Source organism: Superficieibacter sp. (assembly GCF_032071645.1).
Taxonomy (GTDB): Bacteria; Pseudomonadota; Gammaproteobacteria; order Enterobacterales; family Enterobacteriaceae; genus Superficieibacter.
In genome coordinates this window covers 25,511-50,793 of the sequence record NZ_DAMAPU010000010.1, presented here as the reverse complement: position 1 = coordinate 50,793, position 25,283 = coordinate 25,511, and the positions used below count along the sequence as shown (strand labels likewise).

The window sequence follows — 25,283 nt, the reverse complement described above, 5'->3', positions numbered from 1 at the left end:
GGTCTACCAATGAAGTCTTTTTTTATGGATTACACTGTTAGTAAGAAAAGAGAACTACCTGTAGTTAAAGAGTTCGTGATAAGGCTGATTCATACATTATCCTCAACGACCTTAGATACAATACAAGGTTACTTCGGCCTGACAAATAAAGAGATTCTTGCAATTATAGATGATTTACAAGAAGAAAATCTGATTGAGTGGCATGAAGGGAAAGTGAAGCTTACTTACTATGCGATGAGTAAGTTTACAGAAGAAGACGGAAACCTGAGGCCTACTTTTTTTGAAGTAACCGATGAGACTTCACCTGTTGAGTTTGAACTGTATAGTTTTAGAATATTGTCTAGTGATGTCAGACGTTCCAGTTCACAAGATTTTAATATTTCACTGAACTTACCAGATGAATGTTATTGTAATTTATTGAACAAAGCGCAAAGCGCGTTCGATACTAACTTCAACTTATTCAGAGAACTAGTTCTGAAGGAAGATGTTTTTTCAGAAATAAAAGAACTTTATAAAATAAATCAGGTTACAGATCGATACGATGCGACTCTACCTCTTGAGGTCGAATATTTCATAGACACTGAATCACCAAGTGCTCTGAGAATGGAGTATGCTTCCAAAACAGTTGATGAATGGGATGAAGATAAGTCCTTTTTCTCTATAATGGATTCAACTATTGAGGTTGAGGTGGCGAAAGATCAGCATGATAGTTTTAACGATTATCTTGCTGCATCAAATGATCCATTCCTCATTCAGTATTGGGATGATGATGCTAGAACTCTTGATATTAAGGCTTTAGTTAATCATTATGAGCATGGATTAGCAAAAATAAATGATGACACTTTTATGCTACTTGGTAATTTTTACACTGAAAGTAATAGGGAGCTTTTATCTTATAGGATCAAGTCTATATTTAAAGATAAGCCAGAGAGTTCAGGTTTGATTTGGCTCACAAATTCAGAATCTAAAACATGGGGGAAAACCACTGATTTAAATAAATTAATAGATGAAATCTACGCCTTTTTCGACAAAAGAAAGAGTACATCAAAAGTTGTATTAGGCATGACTTGTAATAGTTTTCAAGAATCGATTGCGCTAAGTAATAATTTTTGGAAGTTATCTAATGTCGAGCTACTGGACCTCCCTATTCAATATGGTGGTGAGGATGCAGAATTTTTAATTATCCCTGGTGTGCTGGTCGCAAGTTTATTCCATTTTAAGTTGAATGATAAGCGGGGAGTTTCTCTTCCGGTAGGATACGTGAGTTTTGAAAATAAAGTAATTTCAGACGTATCGAATAATCTTCTGAATTGGACTATACTTCAAACCAGTTATAATGACTACTTTGAGAAAAAGGATGTAAAGGAAGATCAGAAAGTCAGAAATAAGTATTTCATCCCAATACTTCAGCAAAAACTATAGTGTAGTAGAGACAATTCAATCACAAAGCAAAAGCTTTATACTCAGTGACATACTGAACCTGACCCAGCGTTCTAGGGTCAGGTAAATAAGTCATATCTCTTTCTATCTTATTTTATTTAGTAGGACTAGTTTATAAATGTAACATATCCATACGAAGTTAACTCCCCCTCTTCGCTAATGGAAGAGCCTCGTACTTCCCTTCAAGTGCCATGAGTAGATTGTGCGAATGTATGAAGGTACTGGATACCTAAAACTCCTAAGTAGATCTACAAAATATTGTCTGTTGATTAGGTTGAGCATAAAATACTCGTTCAATTTTAAGTGGGTATTTGTAGGGAATACTCCCATACCGCGTCCTATTTTCGTGTGCCGCCACAATCCCATAACACTCACATTGAGCATGCTGCAGAGCGTCACCAAGCATGTTAGTATCATGCGTAGTATTGTGGCTCTGTTTTAGGGTTCCTATTTGAACCCTAAAATAAAATAACCTATGAAAAATACAATAATATCAAATAATTGCAAAAACAATCACAGGGACGCCAGCTCGGTGATTACCAGAGTCATCCGATGAAGTCCTGAAAGCCCGCAAGGTGAAAGCCTTGCGGGCTTTTTTGTGCCTGTTGTTGTCCGAGGGCACCCGGCTAAATCCGGTGATTATTGGTATACGGTAGGATGTATATCTGAACACGTATACCGATTAATGAAGGAGCGGCCATAGTGGCACGCGCCCCCTGACCAACACTGAAGTTCTGCGCGCTAAAGCATTAGAGAACGATCTAACGCTGCATGATGGTGATGGGCTTTTCCTCGAAGAACTGCTTCTGACTTAAGGTTTTATCGACAATGCATATCACCTCTGGATGTTCTCTTTCTGAAGAAAAATTACGGCAAAGTGCGAGCAACTCTGATTTAATTAATAGTTGTATCAACTACCGGTAAAATGTTTGTTATGAAGAAGCTTCTATCCTCCTACTGCAAAATCGCAAATGAAACGTCTGGCTTGATAGCCCTGGGAATTTTACATTCTGTAGTGATGGTGGCGGTTCTAAGACAACAGGAAGTAAAAGGACCTGACTGGCATCCGATCATCTTCTGGGGTTTGTTATTGGCTTCTACGCTGGGGATGATATTCACAGCATTTAGTGCGGGTTATGTAATCTTTTCATATCCCGGTCTAAGGAAAGTCGAAAGGTTATTGATTCTGGTGCTCTTCGAACTGGTCTTCATAGACGTACTTCTCTCTGCAGTTATCACAGTAAAATCCTTATAGTGTTTGTCCTCCAGTATTTTTCATGGTTAATGATGCTGGGTTTGTTTTAGCGTTTTGAATGCGATTGATGCCAGGCTAAGACACTTTATTCCACGCACCTTCTGACCGTCATTCTGGCAATTTACAGTAATCTTTTGTCATTCAAGAATTGCAGCGGTGGAATATCATGGCATTGGGTCAACTTCAAATTTTTATAGATCATATCAGAGAGCGAACATGATCATCATGCAGGCGCAGGCTAAAACCAGAGATCGTTTCCTCGCTCCTGACAGACAACGAATACCCACTTAATGGCTACTTTGTACCAGAAAGTGGGCTTTGCAAACGCAGGAGTGTGTTAATCATCAGGGAACGGCACATCTATGTTATCGAAACATAGAGAAATAATTATTTGGGAGCCGTTGCTTAACCCTGAATATCATTACCAGGCAAGAGCACCACTTTCATTCGCGAAGAAACCGGTTGGCCCGCTATCTTCCAGTAATGCAAACTTTATTGCTATCTTTGCTGCCATTTCAGGAGATCTGTCGCCGTAATGATTCGTTGCATCTGTTGCAGTCAAGCCCGGGCAAATTGCATTTACCTTAATATTGCGTTCGGCGAGTTGCTTTGCATAACTGAGAGTTAAAGCATTCAGCGCCGCTTTTGATGCCTGATATGTTGGCATATACACGTCAGCATACATCCAGTCAGATTGGGTACGTTTTGTAAAAGAAGAAAGAACAGAGGATACATTGACAATTCGCGGATGCTCAGACTTTTCAAGCAATGGAATCATCGCGTCCGTCAACGCAGCAGTGCCCACCACATTAGTTTCAAACGTCCTGGACAGTTTCTCTCTTAAGGGGATATCAGGATAGAAATCCAGACTGATACCCGCATTATTGACCAAAATATCCAGATGTCCGTATTTTTTATGGATAAGCGAAACAAGATTATCAATGGTTGTCTGACGGGTAGTATCCAAATGAACTGCCTCTACAGAAATATTCTGTGTAAGGATACTATTGGCAATCTCATGCCCAGTCTGTAAGTTACGAGCGCCCAGCAGAACTTTGACGCCTTGTTGAGCAAGTCCCTGTGCTATTGCTCTTCCAATACCTCTGGTTGCGCCGCTAACGAGTGCGATGGGTTGATTATTATTCATGATATCTCCATTTAGTTTTGCGTAATAAAATGCTCACGACTCTTTGGTCAATTTTTTTCGATGAAGATAAATAGATATAATTAATAATATCAGGACAATGGATGGTGCAATCATATGTGAATATTCACTGTGATAAACAACAGTAATAATGGCTGAAGACATAATACCTACAGCAATAATACTTCCGGCTAACCGACTGGCTTTCCTTAACATCAGGATGGCCGCCGCCAGTTCAAGGAATCCCGTTATAAAATGAAACCACTGTGGATAGCCCCATCTGGCGTAATCATCCATAATGGTTTTTGGCGCAATGATATTACCAGTTGCACCAATTATAAAAAACACGACTAAAGCATAAGCAAGCAGCTGCTTTGCACTTATCTTACCCATTGTCCGTATCCTTAATTGTGGCTGACAGGAATAGCATTACTCCCATAGTAACAGTGCTGTTATCTTGCTCTTCAGTGGTTAAATATCCGCCAGTTAACATCTGCATTTGTGTGGTTGCAGTAACTGTATTAATGAACGCATAGGATAAAGCTGATGCATCAAGATCTTCACGCAGTTTGCCTTGATCCTGTTGGCGTTTGATCCATGTTTCAAGTATCTGCTTGGCATTATGATGACCAGCGAGCCAGATTGCGCGAGAAAGATGTGGGAAACGTTTACCTTCAGCAATCATAAGGCGGTGTAGTTCGAGCGTCCGGGGTTGTTTAATAATGCGAAGGAGTTCATGCCCGAATTTTTCCAATGTTGATCTAATGCATGTATCCGACAGGACCAATGATTCAAGAGGGGCCGCCAGCTTTTTGCATTCTTCAGTTATAACTGCAGAAAATAGTCCCTCTTTACCGCCAAAATGTGAATAAATATTACGTCGTGATCCACCGACCTCTTGGATCAGGGTATCCATAGAGGCTGCTTCATATCCGTGTTCAAGAAAGAGCTTTGTTGCTGAGTCGGTAAGCTTTTTGAGGCGTTCCTTTCCTTTAGGGCCCAATGCTTGTCCTGGGGAAATTGAGCGTAATGTTTCGATTTTTCTCATAAATGAACATAACCTTTATGATTAATGGTACGGTAACATACCATACCAAAATTCCTTTTAATGAGTAAAGTGAAAGAAGCAATGTCTGTTTAACGCGACTATGCTGGGGGCGATCCTTCCAGTGACGTCTAAGTAGTTTTGTGAGGTATGGGATACGTCTGGCTTTCTTTGCTGACAAGAGATGCAAGGCTTCAATATTCTTCAGTCCATACCCTCAATGGACTCTCGCTGTCTGCCCCTGCGCAAGCTCATCAAACAACTTTAGCTATCCCACCGCCTGATGAAGAAGTCACCAGGCATGCCCTCTGCCTTGTTATAACGTAGGCCGTCCCGCCAGATAGCATCCAGCCAGCGCCTGGCGGGCTGGTGTAAAAGCTATTACCTCATTCCACCCATAATGAAACCGCCATCCACCATAATTTCCTGTCCTGTAACATAACTGGCATCATCAGAAAGTAGCCACGCAACTGTCCCTGAAATGTCATCAGGTACACCATTGCGTCGTAATAATGAATGTGAAGCGAGCGCGTTGACGATATCTTCAGGTAGCTCTGATGCTACCATCGGGGTAAGATCGAGACGCACAGCTAAACCTCGACAACAGACTTTCGTGCTGGCTCAGAACGTTGACAATGAAATATGCAGCACATCGAGACCAACGTCATACGCTGCATGGAAAATAAAGGCTCCCAGGTTTACAGCTTTGAATAATGCGGGCCGCTAAAAACCAGGCGGTCTGTGCCTTAATTAAAATGCGCACTCCCACCTGTTAATATCAACAGGAGTAAGTCAGGCATATTCCAGCCTTCAGATTAACGTCCTCTTTGAATATTCCCGATTCGCAACAGGGATATCGACACGCGCAACGCCTGTATTCCCTCACCGCCCCAAAAATCCCTCCTATAATAATCTGTAAACACTCACTATTTTTATTCCAACCGATAAGGATCTTCCTGATGTCATCACAAAAAGTTGCTGTCATTATCGCCGGGGGTAGCGGCATGGGGGCGGCGGCCGCGCGTCGTCTGGCGCAGGACGGGTTTAAGGTCGCTATCCTCTCCTCCTCCGGTAAAGGCGAGGCGCTGGCGCAGGAACTGGGCGGCTTTGGCGTCACCGGGTCGAATGAGTCCAGTGCGGATTTGCAGCGGCTGGTCAATGGCGCGGTAGAGCGCTGGGGAAGGATCGATGTGCTGGTGAACAGCGCCGGGCACGGGCCGCGCAAGCCGCTGCTGGAGCTGACCGATGAAGAGTGGCACAAGGGCATCGATGTCTATCTGCTGAACGTGATCCGCGCCGTGCGTCTGGTCACGCCGATTATGCAAAAACAAAAATCCGGGGCGATTATTAATATCTCCAGCGCCTGGACCTTTGAGCCAACCTCGCTGTTTCCGACCTCCGCCGTGGCGCGCGCGGGGCTGGCTTCGTTTGTGAAGCTGTATGCTGATACCTATGCCGCCGACAATATCCGCATTAATAACGTGCTGCCCGGCTGGATCGACAGTCTGCCGGGCACCGAAGAGCGTCGGGAGAGCGTGCCGCTGGGGCGCTATGGCCGGGCGGAAGAGGTTGCCGCGACGATCGCGTTCCTCGCCTCCGAGGGGGCGGCGTATATCACTAACCAGAGTATCCGCGTTGACGGCGGCCTGACGCGCGCGGTGTAAAACGCGATGAGGAATCAACCGATGCTAAAAAATCTGCTTCTGCTGACTGCCGCGCTGACCTTCAGTTCTGCCACCCTTGCCAGTTCAGATGAGGCGTGGGCGGAGGATGCCAAAGCGATGAAGGCGGCATGCCTGAAGGCCAGCCAGCTTAAGAACCCGACGGTAATCAGTGAGATCATGATGTTTGATGATAGCGTGGGCTACTCCGCGCTGGCGATCGGCGGGCGCTATCCGCAGCCGCAGATGAAAAAACAGCGCGGGCGTGAGCTGTGCCTGTGGCATCGCGCGTCGAAAAAGGCGCAGATCGCTGAAGCCGATACGTTATTTAATCTTAAACGCTAATCCCCGGCGGAGTCTCACCAGCGAGGCTCCGCTTATCCCACCGCGTAAACTCTCGCCAGATGTTATAAATCTGTAACAAATATTTTCTACCATAGCCGCATCTTGTGTCTTTATTGCAAATCGACAGGAAGCCGCTATGAGCAGACCGTTAAAATCCGTATTCAAACAAGAACACAGTGAAGAGATCAGTAACCCCAGCGCTAACCCGGCGTTCTCAGAAGTCGCCAGCGTGTTCCTCTCCCGCCGCCGTTTTTTGCAGATGGGTGCGGTGGCCGGTGCCGCCGTCTCGTTCCCGGCGCTTCTGCACCCGGAAAATGCCTTCGCCGCTTTGACCCGCCCTTCCCCGCTGGCAAAAGCGGTGTCGCTGGGATTTAGCAGTATTCCGCTATCAACCGACGATACCGTGATCGTGCCGGAAGGCTATATTGCGCGCCCCTTCTACCGCTGGGGTGATGCTGTCGGGCTGAAAGGCAATCTGCCGGCGTTTAAAGCGGATGCCAGCAATACCACCGAAGAGCAGGCCGCGCAGGCGGGAATGCATCATGACGGAATGGCCTGGTTCAGCCTGCCGCGCGGGGAAGATAATCCCGCGCACGGCCTGCTGGCGCTGAATCATGAATATATTGATAACGGGATGCTGTTCAAAGACGGCGTGGCTAACTGGAGTCGGGATAAAGCCCTCAAAGGACAGAACGCGATGGGCGTATCGGTGATTGAGGTGAAAAAAACCGGCAACGACTGGCAGGTGGTGCGCCCTTCCCGCTATGCCCGGCGGATCACCGTTAATACGCCGATGCAGTTAACCGGCCCGGCGCGTCATCAGGATCTGATGAAAACCGCCGCCGACCCGCAGGGAGAAACGGTGCTCGGCACCATGCAGAACTGCGCTAACGGTTTTACACCGTGGGGAACCTACCTCACCTGCGAAGAAAACTGGTCCGATATTTTTGTGAAAAAAGCGGAGCGCAACGCGCTGGAAAAACGCTACGGCATAAGCGACAGCGATGCTTCCTACCGCTGGAATGAAGTGGATGAGCGTTTCAGCGTCGATAAAACGCCGAACGAACCCAATCGCTTTGGCTGGGTGGTGGAGATCGACCCTTACGATCCCACCTCCACCCCGCGTAAACACACCGCACTGGGCCGCTTTAAACACGAGGGCGCGGCAGTGACACTGGCGGCCGATCGGCGCGTGGTGGTGTATATGGGCGACGATCAGAAGTTCGAGTACATCTATAAATTCATTTCGAATGAAAAATATGCCGCCGGTAATCGCGAAACCGGGATGCAGCTGCTGGAGTCCGGCACGCTGTATGTCGCAAAGTTCAATGAAGACGGTAGCGGTGAATGGCTACCGCTGGTGTTTGGTGAGAACGGGCTGGATCAGAGTAAAGGCTTTGAGAATCAGGGCGATCTGCTGATCAAAACCCGTCTGGCTGCCGATGCGGTGGGTGCCACTAAAATGGACCGGCCGGAATGGATCGCCGTCGATCCGCACAGCGCGGGCAGCGTCTACTGCACGCTGACCAACAACAGCGATCGCGGGATGGAAGGCAAAGCGCCGACGGATGCCGCCAACCCGCGCGCCGCCAATTTGTTCGGCCATATCATGCACTGGAATGAAGAAAACGGCGATCCGGCAGCCACGCGCTTCAAATGGGATATCCTGGTGCTGGCCGGTCGCACCGACAGTACCGATGCTAAAGCCAAAGGCTCGATGCAGGGCGCGGAGTTTGGCAGCCCGGATGGATTATCATTCGACCATCGTGGCGTGCTGTGGATCCAGACCGACGTCTCTTCCAGCACTATCAACCAGAAAGATTACGCCGGAATGGGCAATAACCAGATGGTGGCAACCATTCCTGGTACCAATGAATACCGCCGTTTCCTGACCGGACCGCGCGGCTGCGAGATCACCGGCATTGCCTTCACCCCGGATAACCGCACGCTGTTTATTAATATTCAGCATCCCGGCGAAGGCGGCGAGGACGTAACCGATCCGGCAAATCCACGCGCGGTATCAAACTGGCCGGATGCCAACCCTGACGGTCGCCCGCGCTCGTCAACGGTGGTGATCACCCGCGCCGATGGCGATGTGATTGGGTTGTAGGTCTGATGCGGGTTTTTGCTCGGGGAGAGGGAACCGACCGGAGACAGGCTGAGCGACTTTCCTTTAACAGGTAACAGGGAAACGCCATTTTCCCCCTCTCCTGAAGGAACTCATGCCGATCCGCCAGGGCACAACACCCCGAACCGCAAAAACAAATATGGCCCCGACGCAGCGGGGCCATATCATGCTCGTCATAATTCAGGTCGCAGGTACGTTGGCTTTCCTGCAAGCCGAATCAGTGTAGACGGGCATTTAACCGGCTAATTTTATTGCGGAATACGCAGTACCTGACCCGGGTAAATTTTTTCCGGGCTTTTCAGCATCGGTTTATTGGCTTCAAAAATCTTATTGTACTGGTTGGCGTCACCATAAACCTGTTTAGAAATGGCACTTAGGGTATCGCCGGATTTTACGGTGTAGAATTTGCTTTCCTGCGCCGGAGCGGAGGTTTTGACCTGATCGTCAACGCTGGCGATCCCGGCAATGTTCCCCACGGCCACCAGCAGCTTCTCTTTCGCTTCCTGGCTCAGACCGTCGCCGGTCACGGTTGCTTTGCCATCGGCAATCTGCACATTAATTTTATCGGCATCCGGGATCCCGGTTTTGCTCAGGTGTTCCTGCACTTTTTTTGCCTGATCGTCATGATGACCCGATACCGCATCCCAGAGTTTCTCGCCAGCATCTTTTACAAAATTAAACAGTCCCATTTTTACCTCGTTATATGCAGTGAATACGATCAAAGTGTAGCAGACGATATTTATTTATCGGCGCTGATACCGTTGTGATTTAAAGTTATAATTGGCTTTATCCGATTTTTTATCAGTTTATTCTTATAAAGATTATTCTTATAAAGAAGAATATATCCAATACGTAAAGCATGAGGTGCAGCAACATTATTTGCCGCCGCGCCCGGCTATTTTTCCAGATGGCTTACGCGTACTATTGCGGGTTTCTGTTTTTTATCCAGGCTGCCGCTTAGCGTCAACAGATGATCCGGTTTGACCTCGCGCCCGTCAAATACGCTGGGCGGAATTTGCACGTCTATCTCGCCACTTTTATCACGGAACAGGAAGCGATCTTCACCGGTCTTTTTCACCAGATTACCCCGGAAAGAAACCGATGCGCCGTCATGCATCTCTTTCGCTTTTTCAATGGTTGAAATACGGGCATCTTCCACTCCCCGGTAGCCGTCATCGATGGCGTGCGGCGGCGGCGGTGCGTCACCCGGTTTCAGGCCACCCTTTTCCTCAGCATGAGCGCCCACGCTCAGCAGCGAGCCGAGAAGAATTAAGATCGCTTTTTTATTCATCCGAGCCTCTCCGGTTACAGGTCTTAAGAATTAAGCCTGGCAGCCAACCGTCATTCTTGCAACATGCGGCCTGCCCCGGCTGGTAAACGAAGCGGCAAAGCGTTTTTTATTCCTCCGGGCCTCTGCTGAACTATATTTATCCATAGCTTATGGTTAATCTGAATTTAACCGGGAACAATGAAGGTTATAATGAATAATTCCGTAAACACCCCTGACACTGCACAAAATGATGTTTTCCAGCTTAGCGTGGAGCAAATCGCCGACCGCCTGGGAAATCTGCTTAGCCAAAAAAAATTACGCCTGACCACCGCCGAATCCTGTACCGGGGGGCAAATTGCCACCACGCTTTGCGCTGCTGAAGATACCCCGGAATTTTACGGCTGCGGGTTTGTCACCTTTACCGACGAAGCAAAAATAAAATTGCTGCATGTGCGCCCGCAAACGCTGGCGGAACATACTGCGGTCAGTCAACAAACGGTTGAGGAAATGGCGCTGGGAGCCAGGAAAATCTCCGGCGAAGAGTTGGCGGTTTCCGTCAGCGGTTACGCCGGGCCGGAAGATGGCCCTGACGGCACGCCCGCCGGTTTTATCTGGTTTGCCTGGTCAGTGCTCGACCAGCCGGTATTCAGCGAATCGCATCAGTTTAGCGGGGAATGTGAAGAGGTCATTCATGAGGCAGTGAAATTTGCCTTAGCTCGCCTGCTGGTGCAACTGGAGGCGCGCTAAGGGAAACTCTCCGGGAAAGCGCCCGGAGAGCCAATATTAGTTACGTGTCTGTACCCAGAAAGCGTGAATAAGCCCCGGAATATAACCCAGCAGCGTCAGGATGATATTGAGCAGGAAGGCCCAGCCAAAACCTTTGCCAATCAGCACGCCCAACGGGGGAAGAATAATCGTAATCACTACGCGCCAGAAACCCATAAATACTCCCTATAAAAAGTAGATCATTGTAAAAAAAGAGATTTGTCTCTAAGAGTAGACAGTGTAGTCAAAGCCGCCAGCAGCGCTTCGTCTTTTTACCCTCTTTTACCTTCCTGACTTTCCTGTGCTAATGTTTACACGGATATAAAGCAAAAATGGAGAGTAAGTATGTTCTCAATCGGCGATATTGTTCAGCCGCGCATTGGCGGACAAAAATTAAAAGTGATAGAAGTTCACGAAGACCAGATTGTTGCCGTCCCGGCCAGTAATGAGCAGGGTAGTAAGGTAACGCTGAAGGCCGCTGACGTTGTACTTTATACTGAAGACGGTGATTTTGGCGTGTGCTGAAAACCAGCAGGAACCTGCCCGCACGACGCATTCATACATTCCCTCCCCGCTCTGTTGTTGCTGCCTTTACAACGCACGCTGACCGTCGCTGCACCCTGAAGGTACTGACTGGTCGTTCCGGGTGCACAGACAGGGACTCATTCAATAACGCGCCGATTTCCGCCCCCAGCGCCAGATCTTCTACCTGAACAAAATATTGCTGGCGCACATGCCCCTGCGGAGAATGTGACGTGAATTTGAGGAACCCGCCAGGCCCGCCCCCGGCGGCACCGACCGTTTACGGCGGCTAAAACGTCCCCGCCGCCGTTTTTTCATGCAGTTTGCCTGCATAGCTATCCGTTACCTTTGCTAGCATTTTCCTCTGGTAAAAACGCAAAGCACGCATGAAAAATGCTTTGCCCTGGGTTTTACCCGTCCGCCCGCGATCCTGTGCTAAAAAATGTGAAACAGAACCTGCCGCTTCTCATCAATAATATTAATGAATTCTAATTAACACATTGATTTAAATAACTTTATAAACCTGAAGCAACGAAAATAGCGAAACGAACAAAAAACGCACACCCGCAAAGCGATTTATCCAAATAAAAGCAATAAATAAAAATATTTCACTAGTTGTGAGTTTATAACCAGGCAGATAATCTATATCCAAAGCGTCATGCATCGTAAAACGCTGCGATGAAGCCCGTTTACCCTATTTATCCCCTACTTTTTCAGGAGCCGACAGATGTTCTCTGCGCAGTCACGCCTGCGTCACGCGGTTGCAGACACCTTCGCGATGGTTGTCTACTGTTCCATTGTGAACATGCTGATCGAGATATTCCTCTCTGGAATGACGTTTGAGCAGTCGCTTTCATCGCGGCTGGTCGCGATTCCGGTAAACATTATCATTGCCTGGCCATACGGGTTTTATCGTGATGCCGTGGTGCGCGCTATGCGGCGGATAAGTCCGGCGGGATGGATAAGAAATCTGGCGGATATTCTGGCCTACGTGACGTTTCAGTCGCCGGTCTATATCGCGATTTTGCTGACCGTTGGCGCTGGCTGGCCGCAAATTGTGGCGGCCGTGAGTTCGAATATCGTGATATCCATGCTGATGGGGGCGGTATACGGCTACTTCCTTGATTACTGTCGCCGCCTGTTCCGCGTGAGTGCCTGCCAGCAGGCAAAAGCCTGACGTGAGACGACCGGCGCTGCCGGTCGTTAGTTCACCTGATAATCCCCGAATACGCCCTTCACAAAACGCTCAAGCGCCATTCGCGAACTGAAACCGTGAGGAATACCGTAGTGTTCATGACGGGTGCCTGCCAGATACAGTGGAAATTGCTGATAATGATCGCAGGTTTTTATATCCGAGGCCGGATCCGCAAGCGACATGCAGCGTTCTTTCAGGGTCGGATGAACAATCAGCGCCGTTCGGCCCATCCGCGCTTCGCGATTGACATACACGTAGTCATCGCCGCGCTGATAACCATAGGTTTTTTGCGTCACCACATCCATTGTAAAGCCCATTCTCTCAAGAACGCGTGCCACCTCATCGGGTCGTAAATACATAATTTTTCCTCGTTATCTTTTACTGCATCGCAACCTTAACGTATTCAGCATTGTCCTCGCTTTCAGAAAAGTCCATAAAAGCGTCTTTCGCGCTGCGTTTGATTTCAGGGTGAAAAAAGCTGGTCTACACTTAAACCCACATCGAAATCAATGGAGGATCCTATGTTTAATCGACCGAACCGTAACGATGTAGATGATGGCGTGCAGGATATCCAGAATGACGTTAACCAATTAGCGGATAGCCTGGAGTCGGTACTGAAATCCTGGGGCAGCGATGCCAAAGGTGAAGCGGAAGAAGCGCGTCGTAAAGCGAAAGCGCTGCTGAAAGAGACGCGTGCGCGCGCTCAGGGCCGGACCCGTACAGGTCAGGCCGCCCGCGATGCCATCGGTTGCGCAGAATCGTTTGTCCGTGATAAGCCGTGGTGCAGCGTCGGCTCTGCCGCTGCGGTAGGTATTTTCGTCGGCGCACTGCTAAGCCTGCGTCGCCGTTAATCAGCAATCCGGTTTGACCAAAACCCTCGCGCCTGCGGGGGTTTTCTTTTTTTAACCCCCTTCGTTTTGCGCAGACCAGTCACAGCGCCCTCTCCCACGCTACGTTCATTAGCCAGGCAAAACTTATCTAAAAATACTATATCTTGTATGGTTGAACTTTTAGTTCTCTACATCTAGTATCTCATCTTATAGAGCAACACATATTCCGACGCACATCCTGCGCCGCCACTCTCATTCTAAATGGAAATACGAATCATGAGCATTATTATTTACACTCGAAATGATTGCGTTCAGTGCCATGCCACTAAACGGGCGATGGAAAGTCGCGGGCTGGCTTTTGAAATGGTCAATCTTGACGTTCAGCCGGAAGAAATTGAGACTCTGCGCGCGCAAGGCTTCCGCCAGTTACCGGTGGTGATTGCCGGGGAAACCCGCTGGTCCGGTTTCCGCCCGGATATGATTAACCGCTTAAGCGCCGATCCCATTGCTGCCCGCGCATGAGCACCCTCGTCTACTTCTCCAGCAGCTCAGAAAACACGCAGCGCTTTATTGAGCGGCTGGGGCTGCCTGCGATTCGCATTCCGCTGAATGAGCGTGAACGGATCCGGGTGGACGAACCCTATATTCTGATTGTGCCGAGCTATGGCGGCGGTGGCACCGCTGGCGCCGTACCGCGTCAGGTGATTCGATTTTTAAACGATCAACATAACCGTGCGCTGATCCGTGGGGTCATCGCTTCCGGCAACCGCAACTTCGGCGAGGCCTATGGTCGCGCCGGGGACGTGGTAGCGCAGAAGTGCAATGTTCCCTGGCTCTACCGTTTTGAGCTGATGGGCACCCAGCGTGATATCGACAATGTGCGAAAAGGAGTGAGCGAATTTTGGCAACGACAACCGCAGAACGTGTAGCGCAGGCCGGACCGGATCACCATGCGCTCAATGCGATGCTGAATCTGTACGACAAAGACGGCCGCATCCAGTTTGAAAAAGATCATCAGGCGGTGGAGGCGTTTTTTGCCGCGCACGTTGTGCCGAATACCGTTTCGTTCCCGAATCAGGATGCCCGGCTCGACTGGCTGGTTAGCGAAGGATATTACGACCAAAGCGTACTGGCCCGTTACGACCGCGCTTTCGTGGTGGATCTGTTTGCTCACGCCCACGCCAGCGGTTTTCGCTTCCAGACTTTCCTCGGCGCGTGGAAGTATTACACCAGCTACACGCTGAAAACCTTCGACGGCAAACGCTACCTTGAACACTTTGAAGACCGCGTGACGATGGTGGCGCTGACCCTGGCGCAGGGCGATACTGCGCTGGCGCAGCAACTGACCGATGAGATGCTGGCCGGACGCTTTCAGCCCGCGACGCCGACGTTCCTTAACTGCGGCAAACAGCAGCGCGGCGAGCTGGTTTCCTGCTTCCTGCTGCGCATTGAAGATAATATGGAGTCGATTGGCCGTGCGGTAAACTCGGCGCTCCAGCTCTCCAAACGCGGCGGCGGCGTAGCGTTTCTGCTCTCCAACCTGCGCGAAGTGGGCGCGCCAATTAAGCGCATCGAAAACCAGTCTTCCGGGGTGATCCCGGTAATGAAAATGCTGGAAGATGCGTTTTCCTACGCCAACCAGCTTGGCGCACGTCAGGGGGCGGGCGCGGTGTATCTGCACGCCCATCACCCGGATATTCAGCGTTTTCTGGATACCAAACGGGAAAACGCCGACGAAAAAATCCGCATCAAAACGCTCTCGCTTGGCGTGGTGATCCCGGATGTCACCTTCCGGCTGGCGAAAGAGAACGCGCAGATGGCGCTGTTTTCACCGTATGACGTGGAGCGCATTTACGCGAAGCCGTTTGGCGATATTGCGGTCAGCGAGCTGTATGACGAAATGGTCGCCGATCCGCGCATCCGTAAAACCTACATTAACGCCCGCGATTTTTTCCAGACGCTGGCGGAGATCCAGTTTGAGTCCGGCTACCCGTACATTATGTTTGAAGACACGGTGAACCGCGCGAATCCGATTGCCGGGCGCATTAATATGAGCAACCTGTGCTCGGAGATTTTGCAGGTGAACAGCGCGTCCACCTACGACGAAAATCTGGACTACGCCCGCACCGGGCACGATATCTCCTGTAATCTCGGCTCGCTGAATATTGCGCACACCATGGATTCGCCGGATTTTGGCCGTACCGTGGAGGCGGCAGTGCGCGGCCTGACCGCCGTTTCCGACATGAGCCACATCCGCTCGGTGCCGTCGGTGGCGGCAGGCAACCAGGCGTCGCACGCTATCGGCCTGGGACAGATGAATCTGCACGGCTATCTGGCGCGCGAGGGCATCGCCTACGGGTCGCCGGAGGGACTGGATTTTACCAACTTCTATTTCTACACCATTACCTGGCACGCGCTGAATACGTCCATGATGCTGGCCCGCGAGCGCAATCAGCGTTTCGCCGGGTTTGAGAATTCACGCTACGCCAGCGGCGACTATTTCCGCCAGTATCTGGAAGGCGAGTGGCAGCCTGAAACCGCTAAAGTCCGCGAACTCTTTGCCCGTGCCGGTATCACCCTGCCGACGCGCGAAATGTGGCAGCAACTGCGCGATGACGTCATGCGCTACGGCATTTATAACCAGAATTTGCAGGCGGTGCCGCCGACCGGTTCTATTTCCTATATCAATCATGCGACCTCAAGCATTCACCCGATTGTGTCGAAGATTGAAATCCGCAAAGAGGGCAAAACCGGGCGCGTGTATTACCCTGCCCCGTTTATGACCAACGAGAATCTGGCGCTGTTTCAGGATGCCTATGAAATCGGCCCGGAAAAAATTATTGATACCTATGCCGAAGCCACCCGCCACGTCGATCAGGGGCTGTCGCTGACGCTGTTCTTCCCGGACACCGCCACCACCCGCGATATCAACAAAGCGCAGATTTACGCGTGGAAGAAAGGCATCAAAACGCTGTACTACATTCGCCTGCGCCAGCTTGCGCTGGAAGGCACCGAAATTGAAGGCTGCGTATCATGCGCACTGTAAGGAGAAAGGGATGAGCCGCCTGTCGCGCGTCAGCGCCGTGAACTGGAATAAACTCCAGGACGATAAAGATCTTGAAGTGTGGAACCGTCTGACCAGCAACTTCTGGCTGCCGGAGAAAGTGCCGCTGTCCAACGATATTCCGGCGTGGCAAAGCCTGAATCCGACGGAGCAGCAGTTGACCATCCGCGTGTTTACCGGCCTGACGCTGCTGGACACCATCCAGAATACCGTCGGTGCGCCCGCGCTGATGGCCGATGCCCTGACGCCACACGAAGAGGCGGTGCTGTCGAACGTCAGCTTTATGGAGGCGGTTCACGCCCGCTCATACAGCTCGATTTTCTCGACGCTGTGTCAGACGCGGGACGTTGACGCGGCCTATCTGTGGAGCGAAGAAAACGCCCCGCTACAGCGTAAAGCCCAGCTTATTCTGGCCCATTATCACGCTGACGAACCGCTGAAAAAGAAAATCGCCAGCGTCTTCCTGGAGTCGTTCCTGTTTTATTCCGGCTTCTGGCTGCCGATGTATTTCTCCAGCCGGGGTAAACTGACCAATACCGCCGACCTGATCCGGCTGATTATTCGTGATGAAGCCGTTCACGGTTACTACATCGGCTATAAGTATCAGAAAGGGCTGGAAAAAGTCAGTACCGGGGAACGTGAAGCGCTGAAAAACTTCGCCCTTGATTTGCTGATGGATCTCTATGATAACGAACTGGCGTACACGCTGGATCTGTATGCCGGGACCGGGTGGGAGGACGATGTGCAGGCGTTTCTGTGCTACAACGCCAACAAAGCGCTGATGAATCTGGGCTACGAACCGCTGTTCCCGCCGGAGATGGCGGAAGTGAATCCGGCGATCCTCGCGGCGCTGTCGCCGAATGCCGATGAAAACCACGATTTCTTCTCCGGCTCCGGCTCGTCTTATGTGATGGGCAAAGCGGTGGAAACTGAAGACGAAGACTGGAATTTCTGATCCCAGGGCTGCCGGGCACGTCATCTTACCCGGCAGCAAATTGTTATTACGGTGTATTCACTACCGGCTGCGCCGCCCGGCGCTCGGCCAGCAGGCGATTAATTTCAGCATGTTTGTCTTCCGTGAAATCAAAAAACCACATGATGATCATCCGCAGTACCGATCCCACCGCCGGTAGCAAACTAATGCCAAAAAACAGGCCGCTCAGTACCGCCGGGGTTTGCGTAGCCGCCTGTGGAACATAATCAATCAGCGTCAGATAAACGCCAATCAACCCGCCGCCGACCGCCACTGACATTTTGCCGGTAAAGGTTTGCCCGGAAAAAGTAATCGCTGCACAGCGTTTATGGGTGTGATATTCCGCATACTCAATGGTATCGACGATCATCGCAGAGGTAAAAACCCCGTTCATGGTCATAAAGAGTGCGCTAAGTCCCAGCAGAATAAACAACAGCGTCAGGCTGTGATAGCCACTGAACCACAATATAATCCGCACCACCACATCCAGTGCACAAATCACCAGAAACAGCGTGCGCTTCTTATAATGGCGGGTTAATACCGGTGCGAATAAACAGGCAAGCGCTGCCACCATACCTATAACCCCGATGACTGCCTGAAGCCCTACGTTGCCAATATTATAAATAAAAAAGTAGATATAAATCCCGTTTGCCATATTGTGCAAAATACAGCAAAAGAAAGATGCTAATACAATAAACAACGGCTTGTTATGCCAGAGATTACGAAAGGTGTCACGCATAGTGACTTTTTCGGCGCTGGGCGGCACGCGCTCCTTAACGTTAAAGAAGCCATTAAGCATTAATAACATGCCAATGATCATCATCACCAGCACCGCCAGAAAATAGCCGTGATCGGTCGAGTACGGGGCGAAAAATGCCGTCAGGCGGGGAAAGAAAATATTGGCACACGCGCAACCCGCATTAACGCCCAGCACCGCTGCCGTCACCGCCTTAGTTCGCTCGCGCGGTTCATTGCTCATCACCGATGAGACTGACCAGAAAGGGATGTCAGATATCGCGTACAGCGTGCCCCACAAAATATAGGTCACGCCAGCGTAAATTATTTTGGTGCTGACCGGCGCATCAATATTATAAAAAGAGGCCAGCGTCATGATGGTGATTAAGAATGGCGCGATGAGCATGAAATGACGAAATTTACCGAAACGACTGTTCAGCGTGTCCATAACACTGGCAATTAACGGATCGTGAATGGCGTCCCAGGCTCTGGCAATCAGAAATATAGTACTGGCTGCCAGCGCCGAAATGCCCATCACATCCGTATAAAAGTAATTAATAAATGAGCCAACCAATCCAAAGCTAAAACATTGACCTACGCCGTAACCGAAATAAGACCATAACTCTTTTTGAGGTATCTTTATTGCCGTAGACATAGAAACTCCTTACTGCCCCGGTAGAAATACCGGGGAGTATTAATATGAAATATTATTTTTTCTTAATGCCGTCAGAAACGTGGATGCAGACCAATGCGGGAAAGACGTGATACCAGATCCATTTCCGCTTTGCAGAACGGAATGCCGTGCTCATCAAACACATCGTGGAACCACAAGTGCGAATAATCCCGACGCTCTTTTACAAAGATCGGCCACGGCATGTAGGTTTGGGTTTTACCGCGCACCAGCCCCCACTGATAGGGCACCACATTGCAGCCATGCATCAGCGGCAGTTGCCCTTCAAACGTCCCACCAACCTGGCGCGCCAGCCACTCGGTGCAAAACAGCGGACGGCCGAACTGCTCTACGTAACGAATTACCCGCACCATTTTTGCCGTGCCGATATAAGCGTGAAAACTTATCACGTCGGAAAGCGCCAGCGCCGCCCGATCGATGGGGTGGTCATACAGCGTTTCGTCCGGCTGATCCGGGTCGAGCGGCAGATGCCATGCGCCGACGGTCAGCGGCTGGGAGGGATCTTCGTCCCGCGCCCATGCAAAAGTTTTGGTCATCAGCTCCAGCGCGAAGCGTTCCAGTTTTTCATCGTACAGCACTTCTTCAATCCCGCTGGCGAAGGTGCCACGGTTGCCCGGCTCGTTATATAAATCCCAGACGAAAATACGCTCATCGTTGCGGAAGGTACCAATAATGTCGCGCACGTAGCGCTCGATTTCCGGCCATACTGCATAATCGCAGACTTTATCGCGTCCCGGACTGGCGGCCGCCTGGCTGTTGTGTTTGCCGGGGATCGGCGCTTTTTGCGGACCGAGATAAGGCTCGTCGCCGGAGAATCCGCAGTCGTCCATCAGCGTCAGCATGGTACGAAAGCCCCGTTTTGCCGCGATAGTCAAAAAAGTATTGATGCGGTCAATCAGGCCGTCGCGGTCATGCTGCCAGACGATAAACGGCAGGTTGATTCGCAGAGTGTTGTAGCCGACGTCCGCCGCCCAGCCCAGCTCCTGTTTGATGGTCGGCGCATCAAAGGTTTCCGCCTGCCAGATATCCGTCCAGTTAATGGCGGTGCGGGGCAGATAGTTAAAGCCGCACATCCACCCCTGCTGTTGATACCAGCGGTTTGCCTGTTCCTGACTCCATTGTTGGCGCATATTTTTTCCTTCAGTAGGTTACGTAATAAATATTAGCTAATAATTATTACTGAAGGCGCGCCATCGCAAGCGGTGGCTAAAATATTTACAACGTGGATCACAATTTTTCGCTATAACTCCCCGCGCCCCGCCGCCGTCACTACGCTGTGGTATAGTGCCCAAAGCAGAGGTAAACACTGGCGAACAGGATGAAAAAGAAAGAGAAAATCACGATGACCGACATTGCTCGTGAAGCGGGCGTTTCCCAGGCAACGGTGTCGTTAGTGCTGAATAATTCCCAGGCGATCAAGCTGAGCGACGAAACGCGCCAGCGGGTGATCGAGACGGCGCAAAAACTGGGCTACAAAAAAATCCCGTCGCCGCATCAGCATGAAGGTCAGGAAGGGATCGCCATTTTGATCAACTCCATGCCCGGCTACGATCCCTTCGTTGACGCGCTTAACCAGGCTCGCGATGCCGCCTGGCGCAATGATGTCTTGTTGACGCTGTATGATTACAGCGATGATGTTGACGTCGCCCTGGACATCATTCGCCAGCTCACGCAACGCGGCTGCGCCGGGATTATTCTTGCCTCCCCCGTCACCAGCGCCATTAATTTTTCCCTGTTTGATCAACGCACTTCTGTGCCGCTGGTGCTGCTGAACGTTTACGACAAAAATTATCCGCTGCTTCCCACTTTTCTTCCTAACGATTACGCCAACGCGCGGCAAATCACCGGGCATCTTATCGCTCAGGGGGCGCGCAGGATCGCGCATATCACCGGCGAATACTGGATGGACGCCACCCATCACCGCCTGGAAGGGTATAAAGATGCGCTGGCCCAGGCTGGCATCCCGTTCGATCCGGCGCTGGTGGTCAGCACCAACTGGAGAATAGACGAAACGCATCGCGCCACCCGTCAGTTAATGACGGCCTCCACGCCGCCGGAAGCGATTTTCTGCGCCAGCGACTGGATGGTATTAGGCTGCTATCAGGCGCTGGCAGAATTGCAGATAAACATTCCCCAGGACGTGCTGGTGGCAGGCTACGACGACCAGCGTTTTGCCAGCCAGGTGATCCCCCAGTTGACCAGCGTGCAGCTCCCCTACGCGGAGTTAGGCCGTCTGGCGGTTGAGTATCTGTGCGACGGGGAAGACGCGGCGACACAGGTGACCATGGCGGGTAAACTGATGGTGCGCGATTCCACCCGACGTTAAGAACATTCTCAATTATTCGGCAGGTTATATTTCCATGAAGCCTGCCCGGATATTTCTCAAAGACTGCAGAATTATCACACAAATATTTCAGTTTGCGATACAGTACATATTGTTGTCCCCTTTCGTTTGAATCATCCGATTTCAGGCGCGATTTTGCTGTGGATCGCAAAAAATATCACTTTTATTCAATTAGCTCTCAGCCCTTATATCACGGGAACATCCCGCCGATCCTGACCACGCAATATCCGTGCCAGGCGCAGCGAGAGGGTTGTCACAGATTCTCAGTGTGCTAGGGTATATTGCGGTGATTATTTCTTACAGGTAGCAAATCGACAAAATTAAATAACGGGAATCCTTTTATTGCATGGCAATTAAATTAGAAGTTAAGAATCTATACAAAGTATTTGGTGAGCATCCCCAGCGTGCATTCAAATACATCGAAAAAGGACTTTCGAAAGAGCAAATTCTGGAAAAAACGGGGCTATCGCTTGGCGTTAAAGACGCTAATCTGGCCATTGAAGAAGGCGAGATATTTGTCATCATGGGATTATCCGGATCGGGTAAATCCACAATGGTACGCCTTCTCAATCGCCTGATTGAACCCACCCGTGGACAGGTGCTGATTGACGGCGTCGATATCGCCAAAATCTCTGATGCCGAACTCCGCGAGGTGCGCAGGAAGAAAATTGCGATGGTATTCCAGTCGTTCGCGCTGATGCCGCACATGACCGTGCTCGATAATACCGCTTTTGGTATGGAGCTGGCGGGTCTGGGTGCGCAGGAGCGCCAGGAGAAAGCGCTGGACGCGCTGCGTCAGGTGGGGCTGGAAAACTACGCGCATGGCTACCCGGATGAGCTTTCCGGCGGGATGCGTCAGCGTGTCGGCCTGGCCCGCGCGCTGGCTATCAATCCTGATATTCTGTTAATGGATGAAGCTTTCTCTGCACTTGACCCGCTAATTCGTACCGAAATGCAGGATGAGCTGGTGAAATTACAGGCGAAACATCAACGGACTATCGTCTTTATTTCCCACGATCTTGATGAAGCGATGCGAATTGGCGACCGGATTGCCATTATGCAAAATGGCGAAGTGATCCAGGTCGGCACGCCGGATGAAATTCTGAATAATCCGGCGAATGATTATGTGCGCACCTTCTTCCGTGGCGTGGATATTAGTCAGGTATTCAGCGCGAAAGATATTGCCCGTCGTAGCCCGGTTGGTTTGATTCGCAGAACGCCTGGTTTTGGCCCCCGTTCGGCACTCAAATTACTGGAGGATGAAGACCGGGAATATGGCTATGTGATTGAACGCGGCAATAAATTTGTTGGCATTGTCTCCATCGATTCGCTGAAAACGGCATTACGCCAGCAGCAGGGGATCGACACGGCGTTAATCGACTCCCCGCTTGCGGTGGATGCGCAAACGCCGCTCAGCGAGTTGCTCTCTCACGTCGGTCAGGCACCCTGTGCCGTACCGGTGGTGGATGAAGAGCAACAGTACCTTGGCATCATCTCAAAACGGATGCTGCTCCAGTCTTTAGATCGCGAGGGGGCTAACAATGGCTGATCAATCAAATCCGTGGGATACCGCACCTGCCGCCGACAGCGCGGCACAGGCGACCGACAGCGCGGCACAGTCCGCTGATGCATGGGGTTCACCGACCGGTGCCCCTGCGGACGGCGGCGGTAGCGCCGACTGGCTCAATAGCGCGCCGGCACCTGCACCGGAACATTTCAACATTATGGACCCGTTCCATAAGACGCTGATCCCGCTTGATAGCTGGGTAACACAGGGCATCGACTGGGTGGTCGTCCACTTCCGCCCGGTATTCCAGGGCATTCGTGTGCCGGTGGATTACATCCTCAACGGCTTCCAGCAACTGCTGCTGGGGATGCCCGCGCCGGTGGCGATTATTGTCTTCACCCTGATTGCCTGGCAGATTTCCGGCCTCGGCATGGGCGTTGCCACGCTGATTTCGCTTATCGCCATTGGCGCGATTGGCGCGTGGTCGCAGGCGATGATCACGTTAGCGCTGGTGCTGACCGCCCTGCTGTTCTGCGTGGTGCTTGGGCTACCGCTGGGGATCTGGCTGGCGCGCAGTCCACGGGCGGCGAAGATTATTCGTCCGTTGCTGGATGCGATGCAGACTACGCCAGCGTTTGTGTACCTGGTGCCGATCGTCATGCTGTTCGGGATCGGTAACGTGCCGGGCGTGGTGGTCACTATCATCTTCGCCCTGCCGCCCATTGTGCGCCTGACCATTCTGGGGATAAACCAGGTGCCGGCGGATCTGATCGAGGCTTCGCGTTCCTTTGGGGCCAGCCCGCATCAGATGCTGTTTAAAGTTCAGCTCCCGCTGGCGATGCCGACCATTATGGCAGGCGTCAACCAGACCCTGATGCTGGCGCTGTCGATGGTGGTGATCGCCTCGATGATCGCCGTAGGTGGTCTGGGTCAGATGGTACTGCGCGGCATTGGCCGTCTTGATATGGGTCTGGCCACGGTTGGCGGCGTCGGGATCGTGATCCTCGCCATCATCCTTGACCGCCTGACCCAGGCCGTCGGCCGCGATTCACGCAGCCGTGGTAACCGTCGCTGGTATGCCACCGGCCCGCTGGGTGTCGTCACCCGTCCTTTCATCAAATAACGATGTCATTTGCCCGGCGGCAACGCCGGGCCTGAAATACCTCACTTAATCAAAAAGGAACAACGATGCGACATAGCATGATTTTTGCCACAGCCTTCGCCACCCTTGTTTCCACCAGCACGTTTGCTGCCGATCTGCCGGGGAAAGGCATTACGGTTCAGCCGGTCCAGAGCACCATTTCTGAAGAGTCATTCCAGACGCTGCTGGTCAGTCGTGCGCTGGAAAAACTGGGCTACACCGTCAGTAAGCCCAGCGAAGTTGATTACAACGTCGGCTATACCTCGATTGCCTCCGGCGATGCCACTTTCACCGCCGTAAACTGGCAGCCACTGCATGACGATATGTACGCTGCCGCTGGCGGTGATAAGAAATTCTACCGCGAAGGCGTTTTTGTTAACGGTGCGGCGCAGGGTTATCTGATCGACCGAAAAACGGCTGAACAGTACAAAATCACCAATATTGCCCAGCTTAAAGATCCGAAAATCGCCAAAATTTTTGACACCAACGGCGACGGTAAAGCTGACATGATGGGCTGCTCACCGGGCTGGGGCTGTGAAGCGGTGATTAATCACCAGAACGAAGCGTTCGATCTGGCGAAGACCGTTAACGTGAGCCACGGTAACTACTCAGCGATGATGGCAGATACCATCACCCGCTTTAAAGAAGGCAAACCGATTCTGTACTACACCTGGACGCCGTACTGGGTGAGCGATGTGATGAAACCGGGCAAAGATGTGGTCTGGTTGCAGGTCCCGTTCTCCTCCCTGCCGGGCGAACAGAAAGGGATTGATACCAAACTGCCGAATGGCGCGAACTACGGCTTCCCGGTGAATACCATGCATATCGTGGCGAACAAAGCCTGGGCGGAGAAAAACCCGGCGGCGGCGAAACTGTTCTCGCTGATGAAACTGCCCCTGGCGGATATCAACGCGCAGAATGCGATGATGCATAACGGCAAATCATCAGAAGCGGATGTGCAGGGTCACGTTGACGGCTGGATCAAAGCCCACCAGCAGCAGTTTGACGGCTGGGTGAAAGAAGCGCTGGCCGCGCAGAAGTAATATTTATAGGGGATTGGGAGGATGCCGTGGCTTGTACTCTCCCCCTCTCCCTAACCCTCTCCCTCAAGGGAGAGGGGACTGCCTGGCGTGGTCATTGGGTTGGTCGCCACCCTCAGGCCGGGTAATCCCTATCACTCTGCCCGTGGCACTAACCACTCCCTCTCCCGCCGGGAGAGGGCCGGGGA

At 51.2% G+C, this 25,283-nt stretch carries 27 protein-coding genes; 17 read left to right on the top strand and 10 right to left on the bottom strand.

Annotated elements, in window-relative coordinates; translation table 11 throughout:
- Window positions 1–24: 24 nt before the first annotated feature.
- The gene (locus RT197_RS16655) at window positions 25–1,422 is read left to right on the top strand and encodes a hypothetical protein (RefSeq protein WP_312952265.1); all 1,398 of its coding nucleotides are present in this window, start codon (window positions 25–27) and stop codon (window positions 1,420–1,422) included.
- Window positions 1,423–2,374: 952 nt separating this feature from the next.
- Window positions 2,375–2,695, top strand: coding sequence for a hypothetical protein (locus RT197_RS16650; protein ID WP_312952264.1), 321 nt, complete (start codon window positions 2,375–2,377; stop codon window positions 2,693–2,695).
- Window positions 2,696–3,116: 421 nt separating this feature from the next.
- Here RT197_RS16650 and RT197_RS16645 read toward each other — a convergent pair whose 3' ends face one another.
- The 4 genes from RT197_RS16645 to RT197_RS16630 form a co-directional block, all read right to left on the bottom strand.
- Window positions 3,117–3,842, bottom strand: coding sequence for an SDR family NAD(P)-dependent oxidoreductase (locus RT197_RS16645; RefSeq protein WP_312952263.1), 726 nt, complete (start codon window positions 3,840–3,842; stop codon window positions 3,117–3,119).
- A gap of 33 nt (window positions 3,843–3,875) precedes the next feature.
- Entirely contained in the window at window positions 3,876–4,232 is a 357-nt protein-coding gene (locus tag RT197_RS16640; RefSeq protein ID WP_312952262.1) for a DoxX family protein, read from the bottom strand.
- Window positions 4,225–4,887 (bottom strand): TetR/AcrR family transcriptional regulator, encoded by a 663-nt coding sequence (locus RT197_RS16635; RefSeq protein ID WP_312952261.1) that lies wholly within the window; start codon window positions 4,885–4,887, stop codon window positions 4,225–4,227. Before RT197_RS16635 ends, RT197_RS16640 begins: the two co-directional genes overlap by 8 nt.
- 378 nt (window positions 4,888–5,265) lie before the next feature.
- Window positions 5,266–5,472 carry an SDR family oxidoreductase gene (locus RT197_RS16630; protein WP_312952260.1) on the bottom strand — a complete coding sequence of 69 codons (207 nt, stop codon included), beginning with the start codon at window positions 5,470–5,472 and terminating at the stop codon, window positions 5,266–5,268.
- 371 nt (window positions 5,473–5,843) lie between these two features.
- Between RT197_RS16630 and RT197_RS16625 the strand changes: the two genes are divergently transcribed.
- From RT197_RS16625 to RT197_RS16615, 3 genes are all read left to right on the top strand, one after another.
- Window positions 5,844–6,548 (top strand): SDR family oxidoreductase, encoded by a 705-nt coding sequence (locus tag RT197_RS16625; protein WP_312952259.1) that lies wholly within the window; start codon window positions 5,844–5,846, stop codon window positions 6,546–6,548.
- Window positions 6,549–6,569: 21 nt separating this feature from the next.
- On the top strand, window positions 6,570–6,890 hold the full coding sequence (locus RT197_RS16620) for a hypothetical protein (RefSeq protein ID WP_312952258.1): 321 nt from the start codon (window positions 6,570–6,572) through the stop codon (window positions 6,888–6,890).
- 136 nt (window positions 6,891–7,026) lie between these two features.
- Window positions 7,027–9,000, top strand: a complete 1,974-nt coding sequence (locus tag RT197_RS16615) for a PhoX family phosphatase (protein WP_312952257.1) — start codon at window positions 7,027–7,029, stop codon at window positions 8,998–9,000.
- Window positions 9,001–9,266: 266 nt separating this feature from the next.
- Here RT197_RS16615 and lysM read toward each other — a convergent pair whose 3' ends face one another.
- Both lysM and RT197_RS16605 read right to left on the bottom strand, forming a co-directional pair.
- The gene (gene lysM, locus RT197_RS16610; protein WP_312952256.1) at window positions 9,267–9,707 is read right to left on the bottom strand and encodes a peptidoglycan-binding protein LysM; all 441 of its coding nucleotides are present in this window, start codon (window positions 9,705–9,707) and stop codon (window positions 9,267–9,269) included.
- Between the two features lie 206 nt (window positions 9,708–9,913).
- Window positions 9,914–10,309, bottom strand: a complete 396-nt coding sequence (locus RT197_RS16605; RefSeq protein WP_312952255.1) for a YdeI family stress tolerance OB fold protein — start codon at window positions 10,307–10,309, stop codon at window positions 9,914–9,916.
- A 189-nt stretch (window positions 10,310–10,498) separates the two neighbouring features.
- Here RT197_RS16605 and RT197_RS16600 point away from each other — a divergent pair, with 189 nt between their 5' ends.
- Complete coding sequence (locus RT197_RS16600; protein WP_312952254.1) at window positions 10,499–11,035, top strand: 2-oxo-tetronate isomerase; 537 nt, start codon at window positions 10,499–10,501, stop codon at window positions 11,033–11,035.
- Between the two features lie 36 nt (window positions 11,036–11,071).
- On the opposite strand, the gene RT197_RS16595 is transcribed toward RT197_RS16600, so the two are convergent.
- Window positions 11,072–11,230 (bottom strand): YqaE/Pmp3 family membrane protein, encoded by a 159-nt coding sequence (locus tag RT197_RS16595; RefSeq protein ID WP_103678479.1) that lies wholly within the window; start codon window positions 11,228–11,230, stop codon window positions 11,072–11,074.
- 168 nt (window positions 11,231–11,398) lie between these two features.
- Here RT197_RS16595 and RT197_RS16590 point away from each other — a divergent pair, with 168 nt between their 5' ends.
- Together RT197_RS16590 and alaE are read left to right on the top strand one after the other, a co-directional pair.
- Entirely contained in the window at window positions 11,399–11,578 is a 180-nt protein-coding gene (locus RT197_RS16590) for a hypothetical protein (RefSeq protein ID WP_312952253.1), read from the top strand.
- A 724-nt stretch (window positions 11,579–12,302) separates the two neighbouring features.
- The gene (gene alaE / locus RT197_RS16585; protein WP_312952252.1) at window positions 12,303–12,752 is read left to right on the top strand and encodes an L-alanine exporter AlaE; all 450 of its coding nucleotides are present in this window, start codon (window positions 12,303–12,305) and stop codon (window positions 12,750–12,752) included.
- 26 nt (window positions 12,753–12,778) lie between these two features.
- On the opposite strand, the gene RT197_RS16580 is transcribed toward alaE, so the two are convergent.
- Entirely contained in the window at window positions 12,779–13,129 is a 351-nt protein-coding gene (locus RT197_RS16580; protein WP_312952251.1) for a DUF2002 family protein, read from the bottom strand.
- A gap of 162 nt (window positions 13,130–13,291) precedes the next feature.
- On the opposite strand from RT197_RS16580, the gene RT197_RS16575 reads away from it, so the two are divergent.
- The 5 genes from RT197_RS16575 (at window position 13,292) to nrdF (ending at window position 17,619) form a co-directional block, all read left to right on the top strand.
- Window positions 13,292–13,621, top strand: coding sequence for a DUF883 domain-containing protein (locus RT197_RS16575; protein WP_312952250.1), 330 nt, complete (start codon window positions 13,292–13,294; stop codon window positions 13,619–13,621).
- 240 nt (window positions 13,622–13,861) lie between these two features.
- Window positions 13,862–14,122: a glutaredoxin-like protein NrdH gene (gene nrdH / locus RT197_RS16570; RefSeq protein ID WP_312952249.1), complete on the top strand. Its 261-nt coding sequence runs from the start codon at window positions 13,862–13,864 to the stop codon at window positions 14,120–14,122.
- Entirely contained in the window at window positions 14,119–14,529 is a 411-nt protein-coding gene (gene nrdI / locus RT197_RS16565) for a class Ib ribonucleoside-diphosphate reductase assembly flavoprotein NrdI (protein WP_312952248.1), read from the top strand. The genes nrdH and nrdI overlap by 4 nt, the downstream gene beginning before the upstream one ends.
- Window positions 14,502–16,646 (top strand): class 1b ribonucleoside-diphosphate reductase subunit alpha, encoded by a 2,145-nt coding sequence (nrdE, locus tag RT197_RS16560; RefSeq protein ID WP_312952247.1) that lies wholly within the window; start codon window positions 14,502–14,504, stop codon window positions 16,644–16,646. The genes nrdI and nrdE overlap by 28 nt, the downstream gene beginning before the upstream one ends.
- Before the next feature lie 10 nt (window positions 16,647–16,656).
- Window positions 16,657–17,619, top strand: a complete 963-nt coding sequence (gene nrdF, locus RT197_RS16555; RefSeq protein ID WP_312952246.1) for a class 1b ribonucleoside-diphosphate reductase subunit beta — start codon at window positions 16,657–16,659, stop codon at window positions 17,617–17,619.
- Window positions 17,620–17,665: 46 nt separating this feature from the next.
- On the opposite strand, the gene RT197_RS16550 is transcribed toward nrdF, so the two are convergent.
- Both RT197_RS16550 and RT197_RS16545 read right to left on the bottom strand, forming a co-directional pair.
- Window positions 17,666–19,027 (bottom strand): MFS transporter, encoded by a 1,362-nt coding sequence (locus RT197_RS16550; protein ID WP_312952245.1) that lies wholly within the window; start codon window positions 19,025–19,027, stop codon window positions 17,666–17,668.
- A 71-nt stretch (window positions 19,028–19,098) separates the two neighbouring features.
- Entirely contained in the window at window positions 19,099–20,193 is a 1,095-nt protein-coding gene (locus RT197_RS16545) for a cellulase family glycosylhydrolase (protein ID WP_312952244.1), read from the bottom strand.
- 188 nt (window positions 20,194–20,381) lie between these two features.
- On the opposite strand from RT197_RS16545, the gene RT197_RS16540 reads away from it, so the two are divergent.
- The 4 genes from RT197_RS16540 (at window position 20,382) to proX (ending at window position 25,098) form a co-directional block, all read left to right on the top strand.
- Window positions 20,382–21,389 carry a LacI family DNA-binding transcriptional regulator gene (locus RT197_RS16540; RefSeq protein ID WP_312952243.1) on the top strand — a complete coding sequence of 336 codons (1,008 nt, stop codon included), beginning with the start codon at window positions 20,382–20,384 and terminating at the stop codon, window positions 21,387–21,389.
- 364 nt (window positions 21,390–21,753) lie between these two features.
- Window positions 21,754–22,956, top strand: a complete 1,203-nt coding sequence (gene proV / locus RT197_RS16535) for a glycine betaine/L-proline ABC transporter ATP-binding protein ProV (protein ID WP_312952242.1) — start codon at window positions 21,754–21,756, stop codon at window positions 22,954–22,956.
- Complete coding sequence (proW, locus tag RT197_RS16530) at window positions 22,949–24,037, top strand: glycine betaine/L-proline ABC transporter permease ProW (protein ID WP_312952241.1); 1,089 nt, start codon at window positions 22,949–22,951, stop codon at window positions 24,035–24,037. Before proV ends, proW begins: the two co-directional genes overlap by 8 nt.
- 65 nt (window positions 24,038–24,102) lie before the next feature.
- Window positions 24,103–25,098: a glycine betaine/L-proline ABC transporter substrate-binding protein ProX gene (gene proX / locus RT197_RS16525; protein WP_312952240.1), complete on the top strand. Its 996-nt coding sequence runs from the start codon at window positions 24,103–24,105 to the stop codon at window positions 25,096–25,098.
- Window positions 25,099–25,283 lie beyond the last annotated feature (185 nt).

Excerpts from the sequence above, each read along its gene's own strand:
- RT197_RS16655 (WP_312952265.1), top strand. The coding sequence starts at position 25 with ATGGATTACACTGTTAGTAAGAAAAGAGAACTACCTGTAGTTAAAGAG.
- RT197_RS16650 (WP_312952264.1), top strand. The coding sequence starts at position 2,375 with ATGAAGAAGCTTCTATCCTCCTACTGCAAAATCGCAAATGAAACGTCT.
- RT197_RS16645 (WP_312952263.1), bottom strand. The coding sequence starts at position 3,842 with ATGAATAATAATCAACCCATCGCACTCGTTAGCGGCGCAACCAGAGGT.
- RT197_RS16640 (WP_312952262.1), bottom strand. The coding sequence starts at position 4,232 with ATGGGTAAGATAAGTGCAAAGCAGCTGCTTGCTTATGCTTTAGTCGTG.
- RT197_RS16635 (WP_312952261.1), bottom strand. The coding sequence starts at position 4,887 with ATGAGAAAAATCGAAACATTACGCTCAATTTCCCCAGGACAAGCATTG.
- RT197_RS16625 (WP_312952259.1), top strand. The coding sequence starts at position 5,844 with ATGTCATCACAAAAAGTTGCTGTCATTATCGCCGGGGGTAGCGGCATG.
- RT197_RS16620 (WP_312952258.1), top strand. The coding sequence starts at position 6,570 with ATGCTAAAAAATCTGCTTCTGCTGACTGCCGCGCTGACCTTCAGTTCT.
- RT197_RS16615 (WP_312952257.1), top strand. The coding sequence starts at position 7,027 with ATGAGCAGACCGTTAAAATCCGTATTCAAACAAGAACACAGTGAAGAG.
- lysM (WP_312952256.1), bottom strand. The coding sequence starts at position 9,707 with ATGGGACTGTTTAATTTTGTAAAAGATGCTGGCGAGAAACTCTGGGAT.
- RT197_RS16605 (WP_312952255.1), bottom strand. The coding sequence starts at position 10,309 with ATGAATAAAAAAGCGATCTTAATTCTTCTCGGCTCGCTGCTGAGCGTG.
- RT197_RS16600 (WP_312952254.1), top strand. The coding sequence starts at position 10,499 with ATGAATAATTCCGTAAACACCCCTGACACTGCACAAAATGATGTTTTC.
- RT197_RS16595 (WP_103678479.1), bottom strand. The coding sequence starts at position 11,230 with ATGGGTTTCTGGCGCGTAGTGATTACGATTATTCTTCCCCCGTTGGGC.
- RT197_RS16590 (WP_312952253.1), top strand. The coding sequence starts at position 11,399 with ATGTTCTCAATCGGCGATATTGTTCAGCCGCGCATTGGCGGACAAAAA.
- alaE (WP_312952252.1), top strand. The coding sequence starts at position 12,303 with ATGTTCTCTGCGCAGTCACGCCTGCGTCACGCGGTTGCAGACACCTTC.
- RT197_RS16580 (WP_312952251.1), bottom strand. The coding sequence starts at position 13,129 with ATGTATTTACGACCCGATGAGGTGGCACGCGTTCTTGAGAGAATGGGC.
- RT197_RS16575 (WP_312952250.1), top strand. The coding sequence starts at position 13,292 with ATGTTTAATCGACCGAACCGTAACGATGTAGATGATGGCGTGCAGGAT.
- nrdH (WP_312952249.1), top strand. The coding sequence starts at position 13,862 with ATGGAAATACGAATCATGAGCATTATTATTTACACTCGAAATGATTGC.
- nrdI (WP_312952248.1), top strand. The coding sequence starts at position 14,119 with ATGAGCACCCTCGTCTACTTCTCCAGCAGCTCAGAAAACACGCAGCGC.
- nrdF (WP_312952246.1), top strand. The coding sequence starts at position 16,657 with ATGAGCCGCCTGTCGCGCGTCAGCGCCGTGAACTGGAATAAACTCCAG.
- RT197_RS16550 (WP_312952245.1), bottom strand. The coding sequence starts at position 19,027 with ATGTCTACGGCAATAAAGATACCTCAAAAAGAGTTATGGTCTTATTTC.
- RT197_RS16545 (WP_312952244.1), bottom strand. The coding sequence starts at position 20,193 with ATGCGCCAACAATGGAGTCAGGAACAGGCAAACCGCTGGTATCAACAG.
- RT197_RS16540 (WP_312952243.1), top strand. The coding sequence starts at position 20,382 with ATGAAAAAGAAAGAGAAAATCACGATGACCGACATTGCTCGTGAAGCG.
- proV (WP_312952242.1), top strand. The coding sequence starts at position 21,754 with ATGGCAATTAAATTAGAAGTTAAGAATCTATACAAAGTATTTGGTGAG.
- proW (WP_312952241.1), top strand. The coding sequence starts at position 22,949 with ATGGCTGATCAATCAAATCCGTGGGATACCGCACCTGCCGCCGACAGC.
- proX (WP_312952240.1), top strand. The coding sequence starts at position 24,103 with ATGCGACATAGCATGATTTTTGCCACAGCCTTCGCCACCCTTGTTTCC.